The sequence below is a fragment of the Paraburkholderia bannensis genome (assembly GCF_014200455.1).
In the GTDB taxonomy this organism is placed as follows: Bacteria; Pseudomonadota; Gammaproteobacteria; order Burkholderiales; family Burkholderiaceae; genus Paraburkholderia; species Paraburkholderia bannensis_A.
Genome location: NZ_JACHBW010000003.1, coordinates 356,978 through 371,824, shown reverse-complemented (window position 1 = coordinate 371,824; position 14,847 = coordinate 356,978). Strand labels below are relative to the sequence as shown.

The window sequence follows — 14,847 nt, the reverse complement described above, 5'->3', positions numbered from 1 at the left end:
GTGCGGCGGCGCAGCAGGAAGGTAAAGCCTCTGCGCTCATGACGACTTGCGCACACGCAGATACCAGTCGCAGAGCAACCGGACCTGTTTCGGCGTATAGCCCTTCGCCACCATGCGGTTGACGAAGTCTTCATGCTTGCGCTGCTCTTCCGCCGATCCTTTTGCATTGAACGAAATGACCGGCAAAAGTTCTTCCGTGTTCGAGAACATTTTCTTCTCGATCACCACGCGCAGCTTTTCGTAGCTGATCCACGCCGGGTTTTTACCAGCATTCGCAGCACGCGCACGCAGCACGAAGTTCACGATCTCGTTGCGGAAATCCTTCGGGTTGCTGATGCCCGCGGGCTTTTCGATCTTCTCAAGCTCGGCGTTCAAGGCCGCGCGGTCGAAGCTCTCGCCCGTGTCGTGATCGCGGAACTCCTGGTCCTGAATCCAGAAGTCGGCGTAGGTGACATAGCGATCGAAGATGTTCTGACCGTATTCCGAATACGATTCGAGGTAAGCGGTCTGGATCTCCTTGCCGATGAATTCGGCGTAACGCGACGCCAGCACATCCTTCACGAAGGACAGGTACTTCTGCTCGGTTTCCGGCGGGAACTGCTCGCGCTCGATCTGCTGTTCGAGCACGTACATCAGGTGCACCGGATTGGCCGCCACTTCAGTCGAATCGAAGTTGAACACGCGCGAGAGAATCTTGAAGGCAAAACGCGTGGACACGCCGTTCATGCCTTCGTCCACACCGGCGAAGTCGCGATACTCCTGATACGACTTGGCCTTTGGATCGGTGTCCTTGAGATTCTCGCCGTCGTAGACCTGCATCTTCGAAAAGAGGCTGGAATTCTCGGGTTCCTGCAGGCGCGTGAGCACCGACATCTGCGCCATCATCTTCAGCGTGCCCGGCGCGCAGACCGCATCGGCCAGCGACGAATTGCGCAGCAGCTTCTCGTAGATCTTCATCTCTTCCGAGTAGCGCAGGCAGTACGGCACCTTGACCACGAAAATACGGTCGAGCAGTGCTTCGTTGTTGCGGTTGTTGCGGAAGGCCTTCCATTCCGACTCGTTCGAGTGCGCCAGAATGATGCCGTTGAACGGAATCGCGCCGAAGCCTTCGGTGCCCTTGAAGTTGCCTTCCTGGGTTGCCGTGAGCAGAGGGTGCAAGACCTTGATCGGCGCCTTGAACATTTCGACGAATTCAAGCAGACCCTGATTCGCGAGACACAGGCCGCCGGAATAGCTGTAGGCGTCCGCGTCGTCCTGCGCATATTGCTCAAGCTTGCGGATATCGACCTTGCCGACCAGCGAGGAGATGTCCTGATTGTTCTCGTCGCCCGGTTCCGTCTTGGCGATACCGATCTGACGCAGAATCGAAGGATAGCGGCGCACCACGCGGAACTTGCGGATGTCACCGTTGTACTCGTGCAGACGCTTGACCGCCCACGGGCTCAGGATGCTCTTCAGGTAACGGCGTGGAATGCCGTATTGCTCTTCGAGGATGGGGCCGTCTTCGTCGTAGTCGAACAGACCCAGCGGCGACTCGTTCACGGGCGAGCCCTTGATCGAGTAGAACGGCACGCGTTCCATGAGCTGTTTGAGACGCTCGGCGATGGACGATTTACCGCCGCCCACAGGGCCGAGCAAGTAGAGAATCTGCTTCTTTTCTTCGAGCCCTTGCGCCGCATGGCGGAAGTACGCGACGACCTGCTCGATCACGTCCTCCATGCCATAGAACTCGCGGAAAGCGGGATACACCTTGATGACCTTGTTCGCAAAGATGCGCGAGGTGCGCGGATCGTTGCGGGTATCGATCTGTTCTGGTTCCCCGATTGCCGTCAGCATGCGTTCGCCAGCCGTGGCGTACGCGCTGGGATCTTCTTTGCAGAGCGCGAGATACTCCTCAAGCGAGAGTTCCTCTTCTCGCGTTTTTTCGAAGCGGGTCGCGAAGCTGCTGTAGATATCCATGCTACCTCCTCGCCAAGATCTGCGACCGATGTCGTGCGCGGCGCGCTAATCGGAAACGACATCGCTCGAATTCATCCTAAACCCTTTTGAATTTTTTTTCACACATAAATCGCGCCTGATTCAAGGGCCGATTTGAGTGCTTGGAGCTTACGACAACTACGTCTTACAATGATTTTCCCTGCCCCCGCAAGTTTCACGCCGCACGCTGTAACACATCGCGAACGACTTCGACGTTCCAGCAGCACCACCGCAGTGAAATCGCGTGCCGCCCCTCGCCGCCCACCCTCCTGCGTACTGCGCACGGCTTCTTTCCATCTTCATTCCAACAACGCATGGCCGCCCAAGCCGTGTACATGCCGCAACGATTTTTGCCGCCGCATTTGTAACAAGCTGGTTGCATCGTTCGTACAACCGCACATCGTCGAACCCGCGAGCATCGCAGTCTCATCGCCTGCGCATTTTTTCTCGTTTTACGCGTCGTATTTGCGCGCGTCGGTGACCTGCCGCGCATTTAATCCTGCATCTGCACAGACCTCCGCGATGCGTTGTTACACCCGCTTGTGCCCCTATCGGCAGTAGTGGCTTTCGCGTATGCCCCGGCTGCGTGCATGCGCAAAAAATGACGCGCATGACAGCTTCGTTGGATCCCGCAGACAAACAATCAGGCCAACGAAAAGCCCGCCAACGAAAAACGGCCATCGCACGATATGCGCGATGGCCGTTGGCAGGAGGTCGACGCATGCAAAGCCTGCGTCGCGCATCGTGTTACACGAACTCGATTTCGACTTCGCCGAAGCCGTCGATATGTCCGCGCAGCAGACCCGGGCCTTCGATGCGGTGAGCCCCTACGTAGGAACCCGTGGTGATGGTCCACTCGGGCTCGATGGTGATGCCCATCGCCGCGCAATGATTGACGAACCACACCAGCAGCTCGCGCGGATCGCCTGCGGGGTTCCCCGGCGCTTCCGGCACGAGAGAGACGCCATCGAAGCTCAGTTCGAGCTCGGGGGCGACGAAGTCGAGCGCGCGTGCGAGCGTGCCATAGGGCTGGGCGTGGCCGGTCACCAGTGCGCCGTTGTTCTGCGCGTCGGCGAGCTGCGCCAGCGGCGCGATATTGGGCCATTCGGCATAGCGGCTATCGACGATTTCGATGGCGGGCAACACCTGCCCCACCAGTGCCAGCACTTCGTCGCGCGCATAGGCGTCGGGACGAGGCGCGACGGGCTCGGCGAAGCGAAAGGCGATTTCCAGTTCCACCAGCACGCGGAAGAAATGCTGACGCTCGATGCGTGCGGGCGAGGCATGCACCAGCGTGGCCGGAATCGGCGCACCGGAAGCCGCGCCGCCAGGCGAGCGCGCGCCGATCTTCCAGGCGCCCGTGGCGGTGCCCAGGCCCGCGATCACGGCCTGCTGGATCGCATAGGCTGTGGCCGCGTCGGGCGGCAGGCTCTCGGGCGGCAGCGTCTCGATCAGGTGATGGTGGCGGCGCGCCGTCACGAGGCGTTGCACGAGATCGTCACGTGTCATGTCTGGGTCCTTGTTGTACGTTCGCATGCCGCCCGCCTGCTCGCGATCGGGCGAGGCGTGGCCGGCATGTTGTCGTCATGTCGCGTCGCGACGCTGCACCGCTGCGCCGCCCGATTACTGTCACGGCAAGGCGGCGCGCCCTCCCTGGCGCCCGTTCGTGACCGCATTGCCGCCCCTGTGAATCCTGCTTGCCCTGCGCCGTTGTGCCTTCGCGCCAGCGGTTTGCGCAGCCGCGCAGTCTGCCGCCACGGTGCTTGTGCGGCACCGGCGTCGCTCTCTCATACCCCGCAGGGCCGCATGTGCAGCGCAGTGTACCTTGCGTGCGTGGCCGCGCGCGTGACACGAACCACAATGTACCGTAACCCGTCGGCCACGGGGCGTGCGGGGTCCCGACGCGCTCCGCGCGAGCAAAAAAAAACCGCTGCAGTGCAGCGGCCTGCAGCGGCCTTCATTCGTGCGGCATGAAACGCCGGCATTCGTCTTAGGTTCCGGGGCCATGCGCCCGAATGATGAATCGATCGTCCATCCGGGCACCGATCTCGCAACGACCGATCAGAACGTTTCCCAGTCGTCGTTCGAGCCGGCGCCGACCGTAGCGGCAGCCGGGGCTGCCGCACGCGCCGCAGCCGGTGCCGGCGCCATTGCACGCGGCGCGCTGGACGCGGCGGCGGCTGGCGCAGGGCTGAGCGCAACCGGCTTCACGCCAGCGCGGACCAGCGGCTTTGCGCTGGCCTTGATGGGCGCGGCCGATGCCGTCGGCGCGAACGTCATGGCCGACGCGCCCTGGTCGTCCAGGTTGAACACCGCCACGGCGGCGCGCAGACGGCCCGCCTGGTCTTCCAGCGACTGCGCCGCGGCCGCAGCCTCTTCCACCAGCGCCGCATTCTGCTGCGTGACTTCGTCCATCTGCGTGACGGCGCGCGCGACTTGATCGATACCGCTCGACTGTTCCTGCGAAGCCGCCGCGATCTCGCCCATGATGTCGGTGACGCGCTGCACCGCGCCGATGATCTCCGTCATCGTGCGGCCCGCCTCGTCCACCAGCGCCGAACCCGCCTGCACGCGCTCGACCGACGTATCGATCAGCGCCTTGATCTCCTTCGCCGCCGCCGACGAACGCTGTGCGAGGCTGCGCACCTCGCCCGCCACCACGGCGAAACCACGCCCCTCTTCGCCCGCGCGGGCCGCTTCCACGGCCGCGTTGAGCGCCAGGATGTTGGTCTGGAACGCGATGCCTTCGATGATCGTGATGATGTCCGAGATCTTCGCCGAGCTCTGGTTGATGTCGCCCATGGTGCCGACAACCTGGCTCACCACGCTGCTCCCCTTGTTGGCGATTTCCGAGGCGTTGGCCGCAAGCTGGCTGGCCTGGCGAGCGTTTTCGGCGTTCTGCTTCACGGTGCCGGTGAGCTCTTCCATGCTCGACGCGGTTTGCTGGAGGGCCGAAGCCTGTTCTTCCGTACGCGAGGACAAATCGATATTGCCCGCCGCGATCTGGCGCGTGGCCGTGGCGATCGATTCGGCGCCTTCGCGCACCGAGCGGACCGTATCGGTCAGGCTGCGCTGCATGCGCGACACGCCGCCAAGCAGTTCGCCCATTTCGTCACGCGTACGCACCACAACGGGGCGGCGCAGATCGCCCGCGGCGATCGCCGTGAACGCGCCCAGCGCCTCGTTGAGCGGCTCCGAGATCGCGCGGCGCAGCGCGAGGAACGAGAACACCGAAGCGCCGATGCCGATCAACAGCGCCGCGAACACCGCGATGCGCAATTCGCTGAATGCCGATTGCGCCGAATCGAAGCCGTCCTGCGCCAGCGAGGTCTGCAGCTTGTCGAGCGCGAGATCGGCCTTCGAGAGCTGGTCGTAGGCGGCCTGCAGCGCTTTGGCGCCGTCGAGCACCTTGCTCTGGTCGCCAGCCGTGACGATGGCGGCGAAGTTGTCGGCGACCTGATGCAACGCGTCGCGACGGGCCGCGACGTCCTGCGCCAGTCGATCCTCTTCCTGACCGCGCGGCAGATCGCTGTACTTCTTCCAGTAGCCGTCGGAGATGCCGCGCATTTCGTGCGCGCGCGACAGCGTGGTCGCGGCGTCGGGCGTACCGATCTGGAAGGCCGCACGGTCGAGCGCGAGACGCTCGCGCGCGGCGTAGATTTCGGCCATGTTCACGGCGTGGCTGCTAGGCATCTGATTGGTGTAGGTATCGCGGTAGGCGTCGTTGGAGCGCGTGAGCCCCATCAGCCCCATCACGCTGATCACGACGATCAACGCCGCCAGAAAACCCATCGTGAGGCCGATGCGCGCCTTGATGCTGATGCCCTTGTTCATGACTCTCCCGTACATGCCGAAAGCGGTGGCTGCCGCTTCTAAAAAACGAATAACTGCGTTTAACCTGCTCTGAATTCGTTTACGGCAAACGTTTGAGCGACTTGAAATTGTTATATGGTATGAAGAAATCGGCGAGATGCACGCTGCAACAATTACAAATAGCTGTCTGTTACTTTCGATTGTTCGAGAACGTAGCAGACGCTTAACTGCGCAGCTCGGCGAGCGTCGGGATGGAGGGCTGCGCGCCCGCCCGCGTGACCGAGATCGACGCCGCGCGCAGTGCAAACGGGATCGCGGTTTCGGGCGCTTCGCCGGCGGCCAGTTGCGCGGCCAGCGCGCCGACGAAAGTGTCGCCTGCGGCGGTCGTGTCGATCGCCGCGACTTTGGGCGCCGGCCAATGGCGCGTTGCATCCGGCGCCTCGTCGAGCAACGCGCACACGCCCTGCGCCCCCAGCGTGATCAGCACATTGCGCGCGCCTGCCTCACGCAAGGCGCGAGCAGCGCGTGCGGCTTCAGCGGGCGTCGTTACGGGCAAGCCGGTCAGCGCGGCCGCTTCGAGCTCATTCGGCACGAGGTAATCGACGAGCGGCAACCACGCTTGCGGCAGCGGCCCGGTTGCCGGTGCGGGATTGAGGATCGTGATCTTGCCGGACTGGTGCGCCGTGGCGAGCGCTGCGTGAACGGCGTCGGGCGGCGTCTCCAGCTGACATACAACGACTTGCGCCGCTGCGAGCACCGCTTCGTGACGCGCCAGCGTGGCGGGCGTCACTTCGCCGTTGCTGCCCGCGACGATAACGATCGCGTTCTGGCTTGCATCGTCCACCACGATCAGCGCGACGCCGGTGGGCGCTGCGGGCGAGGTGTCGAGTGCGCCGCAGTCGATGCCTTCGGCCAGCAACCCGGCGCGCAGGCGCTCGCCATTGGCATCGTTGCCGACGCAGCCGATCATCGCCACCTGCGCGCCCAGTCGCGCTGCCGCCACGGCCTGGTTGCCGCCCTTGCCGCCCGCCACCTGCACGAACGCGCTGCCCGCGAGCGTTTCGCCCGCACGCGGCAGACGCGGCGCGCGGGCCACCAGATCCATGTTGAGACTGCCGACTACGGCGACGCGCGCTGGCGCCGCCGCATCCGGGTGATGAGCCGGCGTCGGGGCGCCGCCACGCTTCGCTTCGTTCGTCGCCACCTTGTGATCTCCTCTACGGTGTTGCGCCGACAAGCCGCGCGGCGGGCGCTGGCGGACTTCGAGGCGAAGCCCGTTGTCAGGCAGCCAGCGAGGCAGGCTCCGGTTCGGCGTCCTGCTCGGACTCTGCCTCAGTGTTGCCGCTCCACGGCGCAGTCGATTCGCGTTGCAGAAGCTGCGGCGTCATCACACGCCGTTGCACCTTCACGCTGGAGCGCTCGCGCTCCGCCGCGCCGATACGCTCGATCAGCGTGAGCGCCGCCATCTCGCCGAGCGCGCGCGCCGGCTGGCCGACGGTCGAGAGCGCGGGCCACGTGAAATGCCCCAGCTCGATATCGTCGAAGCCGATGATCGACACATCCGCGGGCACGCGCAGGCCGCGTTCGGCGGCGGCGCGCAGCGCGCCGATGCCCATCATGTCGTTGCCCGCGAAAATCGCGCTCGGGCGCACGGTGTCGAACAGCTGCGCCGCCGCGCGGTAACCGCCCGCGCCCGAAAAATCCGCCTCCACGATCGCGCCCGGCGCGATCGCGATGCCGCGTTCGGCCATCGCGCGCAGGAAGCCGTGCATCCGCATCGCACTCACCGCCGTCGTGACGGGTCCCGTGATGCAGCCGATATTCGAATGGCCCAGTTCGATCAGGTGGCGCGTCGCGAGCCACGCGCCGCGCTCGTGATCGATCTGCACGAGATCGGCGTCGAGGCCTTCGATGTTGCGGTCCACCACCACGATCGGCTCGCGCGTGGCGCCAAGCGTCGCGGCGAGCACGGCATCATCGCCGGCCGAGGCCACGATCAGCCCGTCGATACGCTTTTCCTGCAGCACGCGCAGATAGTTGCGCTGCTTGACGGGATCGTCGTCCGAATTGCAGAAGAAAACGCAGTAGCCTTTCTGCGCGCAGCCGTCCTCGACGCCGCGCGCGAGTTCGGCGAAATACGGGTTCGTGCCGTTGGGCACGACGAGCCCGATGGTCGCGGTCGAGCGCGCCTTGAGCGAGCGCGCCACGGCCGAGGGCACGTAGTTGAGGTCGCGGATCGCCTGCTCGACCTTGGCCCTCACCTCCGCGGAAACGGGCCGCGAATTGTTCACCACATGCGACACCGTCGTGAAAGACACCCCCGCCACGGCGGCCACATCTTTGATCGTCGCCATTTTTCTGTTGCTCCTGCTTCGTCCTGCACGTTTTTTACTGCTGCCGCCGTACACACGGCGATTGCTCCCGGCGTCCACGCTGGTGCTGCTGGTCTGCTCCGCGGACGCGCCCTCGTTACGTTCTTATTGCTGTGATTCCCGCGATGTTCGCGACGATCTGCCCGCTGCCGGTCCGCAAGCCTGCCATCGTCTGCTACGTCGCATTTACCGCTTTCCTGATGCGCTATTTCTAATGCGTTTGTTGCTCTTGTTCCTGCGCGTTCATCATTTGCCGGCGCTTCTGCGCTTGCTGCGCCGGTTGCTACGATACGTGTCGAGCACCACCGCCACCACGATCACCGCGCCGGTGATGATGCGTTTGGTCGGCTCGTTCGCGCCGATCTGCGCCAGCCCCGCCGCCAATACCGAAATAATCAACACGCCGAAGAACGTGCTGATCACCGATCCTCTGCCGCCCATCAGGCTGGTGCCTCCGATCACCACCGCCGCGATCACCTGCAGTTCGAGGCCGACGCCCGCGTTCGGATCGGCGGCTTCGAGACGCGACACCTGGAACAGCGCCGCCAGTCCCGACAGGGCGCCCATCAGCGCGAACACCAGAATCTTGTACGGGCGCGGATCGACGCCCGCGAGCCGCACGGCTTCCTCGTTGGTACCGATACCAATCAGGTAGCGGCCGAACACCGTGCGGGTGAGCACCAGCTGCGCGATCACCATGACCACGACGGCGATCAGGAACGCGGGCGAGATGCCGAACGCGATCGGATTCGACAGGAAGTCGAACGCATCGCCGATATAGGCGGTGCGCGAATTCGTCATCTGGTACGCGAGACCGCGCGCGGCCTCCAGCACACCCAGCGAAACGATGAACGACGGAATGCGCCAGCCCACCGTCACCGCGCCCGTGAGCGTGCCCGTCAGGGCCGCGGCCAGCAGGCCGAGCAGCGCCGAAGGCAACGGCCCGAGGCCCCACTTGAGCGCGGCCACGCTCACCACCGAAGCGCCGAGCGCAAGTACCGAGCCCACCGACAGATCGATGCCCGCGATGATCAGCACGAAGGTCATGCCCACCGACATCACAACGAGATCGGGAATCTGGTTCGCGATCGTGCTGAACGTATCGTAGGTCAGAAAGTGCGAACTCAGCAGCGAAAACAGGACGATCATCGCCACCAGCGCGAGCGCCAGCCCGAGATAGTTCGACAGGCCGAAACGCGTGCCCGCCGGCTTGCCGCTCGCGAGGCGCGCCACACCTGGCGCTTCGTTGGCGGGCGTCGGCGGCGTTGGTTGTTCGCGCAACGGTTGATTCGTCATGAAGCGCTTCCTCCTGGTCCTGCATGGGGTCCTGCCTGGGGTCCTGCTTCCAGTCCCTGCTCGCTACGCTGCCCGGCATTCTGTTGTAGATCGCCTGCCACCACGGTTTGCGGATCGGGCAGATCGGCGGCGTCGGCCAGCAGCGCGTCGTCGGCGCGATAGCCCGCGAACGCTGCACCGAGCAGCTTGTCCTGGGTCCACTCGCCGCGCGCGAATACCGCCGTCATCTTCCCCGCCGACATCACGCCGATGCGGTCGCAGATCAGCATCAGCTCGCGCAGATCGCTCGACACCACCACCAACGCGCGGCCTTCGCGGGCGAGCGCTCCCATGAGCGCGTAGATGTCGAACTTCGCACCCACGTCGATGCCGCGCGTGGGCTCGTCGAACAGCAGCACGCGCACGTCGTTCGACTCGCGACGCGCAAGCCAGCGTCCGATCACGACCTTCTGCTGGTTGCCGCCCGAGAGCTCGCCCACCGCCTGCCCCGGTCCCGCCGTGCGAATACGCATCGCGTCGATCTGTGCGCGAGCCAGCGCGTTTTCGCGCGCCGAATCCACCACGCCGTAGCGCGACACCGCGCCGATATTACCTAGCGACACGTTCGCGGCGATCGGCTGCGGCAGCAACAAGCCTTCGCCCTTGCGGTCCTCGGTGATCAGCGCAATGCCCAGCCGGACCGCATCCACTGGCGAGCCGATCTGCACAGGCTCGGGCGCCTCGCCCGGCACGCCCGCAAGCGAGACCGTGCCGCGATCCTTTACATCGGCGCCGTAAATCAGGCGCATCAACTCCGTGCGTCCCGCGCCTATCAGGCCCGAGACGCCAAAAATCTCACCCGCGCGCACCTCGAAGGAGACGTCGCGTACGACATTCGCGCGCCCGAGTCCATCGACCTTCAGCAGCGGCGCGCCGATGCGCCGCTCGCCCAGGTCGATCTGCTCGCCCAGTTCGCGTCCCACCATCAGCGCGACGATGCGATCGGGCGTGAGGTTCGCCATCGCGTCTTCGCGCACGAGGCGGCCGTCGCGCAGCACGGCCACGCGCTGGGCAATCCGCTCCAGCTCTTCGAGCCGGTGCGAGATGTAGACCAGCGCCACGCCGCGCGCCTTGAGCCGCGCGATCTGCTCGAACAGCAGCTCGACTTCGCGGCCCGTGAGCATTGCGGTCGGCTCGTCGAGGATCAGCACGCGCAGCGGCGCGCCCTCGGTGCCGATCAGGTTGCGGGCGATCTCCACCAGTTGCTGATGGCCGATGCCCAGCTCGCCGACCGGCGTGTCCGGGTCGATCGCGTCGAGCCCCACCTGCGCCATCGCCGCGCGCGCATCCTCGCGCAGACGCGTGCGATCGATCCAGCCGGTCCAGCCGAGCGCCCTGGCGCGCGGCAGATGATTCAGATACAGGTTCTCGGCGACCGAAAGCGTAGGCAGGAGGTTGAGCTCCTGCATGACCATGCGCACACCCAGCGCTTCTGCTTCCTTGCGGCTCGCAGGCGTGTAGGGGCGTCCCATCAGCGTCATGCTGCCGTGCGTGGGCAAGACCAGCCCGCCGACGATCTTCGACAGCGTGCTCTTGCCCGCGCCGTTCTCGCCCGTGAGCGCAAGCACCTCTCCCGCGCGCAGCGCGAGGCTCACGTCGGCGAGCACCGGCTGCTCGTAGGTCTTGCCGACGCCCGTCACCGTGAGCACCACGCCTTCGGCGGATGCGGGTGACTGTGCTTCGGGGGCAATTGCTTCCATCACGATCCTGTAGTCGCGCTGCCAGGGCCGCCTTCGGCGCTGTTGTACGATCCGCACAAAAAGGGCGCTGCCGGCGCGCGGTACGCGCTGGCCCGCCCTATTCACAAGCCGGCGCACGTCGTTCGGACGGTCCGCCGTTGGCGGCGCGGTCGTTCAACCTTGCTCACGCAGCCATCACGCTACGAATAACGGCGGCCCATCGCTTTTCTTGAGCGGTTTATTACACAAGTCTCACCCGAGTTCTGCGCGACTGACCTGCGCGAGCCCGTCCGCAAGGCGCCGGGCCAGCCAGCCCGGTTTGACGGTCCAGTGAAAACGAAGGCCGGAAGGCGTGCCGAACGATTCGGCATGCATACTTTGTGCCTTCCCGGCCTTTCACCATGCCCGCACGCGGGCTTGCTCCGCCGGCTTACTTCGTGACCAGCACGACCGGGGTTTCGACCACGCCCGAGAGATCGGCCTGCTTCTTGTGCTCCTTGATCGCCTTGAGCGCCGTGTCGATGCCGAACACGGCCTGCCTGGCGGCGTACTGGTCGGCGGTGGCGAGCACGCGGCCGTCCTTGAGCATCGGCTTGATGGCGTCGATGTTGTCGTAGCCGACCACGTAGACCTTGCCCTGTTTGCCCGCCGCGCGCACGGCCGACACCGCGCCGATCGCCATGTTGTCGTTACCGCACAGCAGCGCCTTCAGCTCGGGATACTCGTTGAGCATGGCCGAGGCCACGGCGTTGCCCTTGTCGATTTCCCACTCGCCCGACTGCGTGGAGACGATCTTCGCGCCGAGCGCGTCCATCGCGTCCTTGAAGCCGGCCGTGCGCTGCTGCGCGTTGGTTGTGGTCGACACGCCTTCGATGATGCCGACCTGATCGCCCGACTTGAGCTTTTTGGCGAGGTAGTCGCCGACCAGACGCGCGCCCTTCTTGTTATCTGGGCCGACGAAGGGCACGTTCAGGTTCTTCGACTTGAGCACGTCGGGATCGAGCCGGTTGTCGATATTGACCACGATGATGCCCGCATCCACGGCCTTCTTCACCACGGGCACGAGCGCCTTGGAATCGGCAGGCGCGAGCACGATGGCGTCCACCTTCGAGACGATCATCTGCTCGACGATCTGGATCTGCGCGGCGGTATCGGTTTCGTTCTTGATGCCGTTGGTGATCAGGTCGAACTCACCGGCGTTGTGCTTTTGATAGTCCTTCGCGCCGTTCTCCATGGTGAGGAAGAACTCGTTGGCGAGCGACTTCATGACGAGGGCGACCTTGGGCTTGTGGCCGGCGGCCTGGGCATGCGCCGAAAGCGGCAGTGCCGAAACAGCGAGAAGTGCAGCAGCGGTACAAAGAAAGCGACGGCGAATGCGGGAGTTCATCTTTGGAGTCTCCAGTTGTCTGGCCCGGGTGGGCCGCATTTCTGCTTATGCGCAAACGTTTTCGGGCGGCCCATTCTCCGGGGCCGCGTGCACGCGGTGTCAATTTACCGCGAGTTGCTGCATCGTGCTCAGCGCGTTGCGTTTGGGAATCGCTTTTGACGCGCTGCGATGCAGCATTTGATGAAGCACCTGCGGAGCTGCAGACTATCAGAGCCAGCCGCCGCGACGGAACAGGATGTACAGCACGATGTCGATGATCGCCATCACGGCGAGACAGACTTCATAGCCGTACTTGAAATGTAGCTCCGGAATGTGCTCGAAGTTCATCCCGTAGATACCCGCAATCATGGTCGGGACGGCGAACAATGCGGCAAAGGAACCGAGCCGCTTGGTCACCTCGTTTTCGGCCAGCGAGATCATGCCGAGATTCACCTGGATGGCCGTGACGATCATTTCGCGACGCGCGTCGATCATGTTGGAGATGCGCACCAGATGGTCGTACACGTCGCGGTAATAGGCCTGCATGCCCAGGCACACCTGCGGGATGCGGCCGCCCACCAGCTTGCCCACCGCATCGACGAGCGGCGTGATGTGATGCTGCAGGATCACGAGGCGGCGCTTGAGCGAGTACAGATCCTCGATGATGGCGCGCGACTGTGCGAGCGAGTGTTTCTCGAAAATGCGGTCTTCGAGCTCTTCGATCTCGCTGGAAAGCGCTTCGAGCACCGGCGCGTAGCGGTCGACCACGCTGTCCATCAGCGCATACAGCACGAAGCCGGAACCTTCCTTGAGCAGCTCCGGTTCGCGCTCGCAGCGCGCGCGCACCTCCTGGAAGCCCTGCTGGGCGCGATGGCGCACCGAGAGCACGAAATTCGGCCCGGCGAAGACGTTGACCTGGCCGGTAATGATCTCGCCGTCGCCGTCGATCTCGATCGTATGGAACACCGCGAACAGCGTGTCGCCGTACTCCTCGATCTTGGGGCGCTGCCGGCCGTTCATGACGTCTTCGATTGCCAGCGAGTGCAGATCGAACTCTTCCTTCATCGCGGCCATTTCGCCCGCGTCCGGATCCTTGAGCGCGACCCAGACGAAGCATTCGGGCTTCTGCAGATAGTCGCTGATGGCCTCGACCTGAATATCGGCCAGTTTCTTGCCGCTCTGATATGCAGCGCAATTGATGAGCATGTTCGGATTCGTCCCGGCGGCGCGCCGCAATGCCGCTGCGCCGCCTGTCCTGAAGTTGATTCGCTGACGTTGATTCGCTGACGTTGATTCTGAAAGCGGTCGCCAAGTGTAAGCGTTGCATCGACCTTCGCGCGCCGAGGCGGTTCCGCAAGGCGCATAGCAAACGCGGTGCCGGGTCGCCCAGAGACCGCCATTGAAAGCATCGTGAAAGTTGCGGGCGCGCAAAGCGCCGTGGCGAGCCTAAGGGAAGCGCCGCCGCCTATTGCGCGACGCGCCGGATGCCGATCCGATGATCCTTGTCGAACGTTACGCTCGCGCGATTCGTGTAGCGCGGATCGACCAGGAAACGCAATTCGATGACCGGATCGAACTGCGTCGTCACGCCAATGCGGTGGACGCCCGGCTTCAGGTAGAACGTGACGTGCTCGCCGTCCATGAGGTCGGTGACTTCTTCGCCGTCGATGTAGACGCGCGCGTCGCGAAATTTAACGATGACGTCGCGGATGCGCTCGCGCCGCACGTCCATGGCGACGAGGCCTTCGCCCGGCGCGGTGTAGCCGGGTTTCTGGATGCGGGATTCGGGTACCGGTTTGAACGGCACGGGCGGCGCGCGCTCTTCGGCGCAACCGCCCAGCGCCAATGCCAGCGCCATGGCGGCGGCCAGTGCCGCAACGGGCGCAACGCCCCACGAACGGTGACGCTCTTTGCATACGCGCAGCGGCATGGGCGCTCTCCCCTTTGTCGGCTCTCTGACGACTTGCGTCTGGCTTGTTTCAGATTACGTGCGGCGGACCTGAGAGCGCCCATCATAACCGCACGCGCGCTGCCCGCCGCGCCGGGCGGCGCACATTCCGGGCATGCCGGCGGCGATGGTATATGCTGCGGGAACTGGCGCAGGTTCGGGACGCTGTTCCGCACGCAATTGCGCCGCTTCATCCCGTCAAACCAGGGAGGACGCAAGTGATGTGGTATTTCACGTGGATACTCGGCATCGGCGTGGCGCTTGGCTTCGGCATCATCAACGTGATGTGGCTCGACGCCAACGGCAAGCTCCTCAACGGCGACAACGGCGCGCAACCCCCTGAATAAACCCTGGATC

Annotated in this window: 11 protein-coding genes; 1 reads left to right on the top strand and 10 read right to left on the bottom strand. The window is 64.5% G+C overall.

What is annotated here, in order from left to right:
* Positions 1-36: 36 nt before the first annotated feature.
* From F4827_RS07370 to F4827_RS07325, 10 genes are all read right to left on the bottom strand, one after another.
* The gene (locus F4827_RS07370) at positions 37-1,959 is read right to left on the bottom strand and encodes a PrkA family serine protein kinase (RefSeq protein ID WP_103703772.1); all 1,923 of its coding nucleotides are present in this window, start codon (positions 1,957-1,959) and stop codon (positions 37-39) included.
* A gap of 765 nt (positions 1,960-2,724) precedes the next feature.
* Positions 2,725-3,486: a 2-keto-4-pentenoate hydratase gene (locus F4827_RS07365; RefSeq protein WP_183723283.1), complete on the bottom strand. Its 762-nt coding sequence runs from the start codon at positions 3,484-3,486 to the stop codon at positions 2,725-2,727.
* Positions 3,487-4,038: 552 nt separating this feature from the next.
* Complete coding sequence (locus F4827_RS07360; RefSeq protein ID WP_183723281.1) at positions 4,039-5,811, bottom strand: methyl-accepting chemotaxis protein; 1,773 nt, start codon at positions 5,809-5,811, stop codon at positions 4,039-4,041.
* Positions 5,812-6,013: 202 nt separating this feature from the next.
* A complete protein-coding gene (gene rbsK, locus F4827_RS07355; protein WP_311672797.1) occupies positions 6,014-6,994 on the bottom strand; it encodes a ribokinase in 981 nt (326 codons plus the stop codon).
* Positions 6,995-7,070: 76 nt separating this feature from the next.
* A complete protein-coding gene (locus F4827_RS07350; RefSeq protein ID WP_183723279.1) occupies positions 7,071-8,144 on the bottom strand; it encodes a LacI family DNA-binding transcriptional regulator in 1,074 nt (357 codons plus the stop codon).
* 264 nt (positions 8,145-8,408) lie between these two features.
* On the bottom strand, positions 8,409-9,458 hold the full coding sequence (locus F4827_RS07345) for an ABC transporter permease (protein ID WP_183723277.1): 1,050 nt from the start codon (positions 9,456-9,458) through the stop codon (positions 8,409-8,411).
* Entirely contained in the window at positions 9,455-11,197 is a 1,743-nt protein-coding gene (locus tag F4827_RS07340; RefSeq protein ID WP_183723274.1) for a sugar ABC transporter ATP-binding protein, read from the bottom strand. Before F4827_RS07340 ends, F4827_RS07345 begins: the two co-directional genes overlap by 4 nt.
* 409 nt (positions 11,198-11,606) lie before the next feature.
* The gene (locus F4827_RS07335) at positions 11,607-12,563 is read right to left on the bottom strand and encodes a sugar ABC transporter substrate-binding protein (RefSeq protein WP_183723272.1); all 957 of its coding nucleotides are present in this window, start codon (positions 12,561-12,563) and stop codon (positions 11,607-11,609) included.
* Between the two features lie 207 nt (positions 12,564-12,770).
* Positions 12,771-13,748 (bottom strand): magnesium/cobalt transporter CorA, encoded by a 978-nt coding sequence (gene corA / locus F4827_RS07330; protein ID WP_183723271.1) that lies wholly within the window; start codon positions 13,746-13,748, stop codon positions 12,771-12,773.
* Between the two features lie 259 nt (positions 13,749-14,007).
* A complete protein-coding gene (locus F4827_RS07325; protein ID WP_183723269.1) occupies positions 14,008-14,472 on the bottom strand; it encodes a hypothetical protein in 465 nt (154 codons plus the stop codon).
* A 239-nt stretch (positions 14,473-14,711) separates the two neighbouring features.
* On the opposite strand from F4827_RS07325, the gene cydX reads away from it, so the two are divergent.
* Positions 14,712-14,837, top strand: a complete 126-nt coding sequence (cydX, locus tag F4827_RS07320) for a cytochrome bd-I oxidase subunit CydX (protein WP_167055624.1) — start codon at positions 14,712-14,714, stop codon at positions 14,835-14,837.
* Positions 14,838-14,847 lie beyond the last annotated feature (10 nt).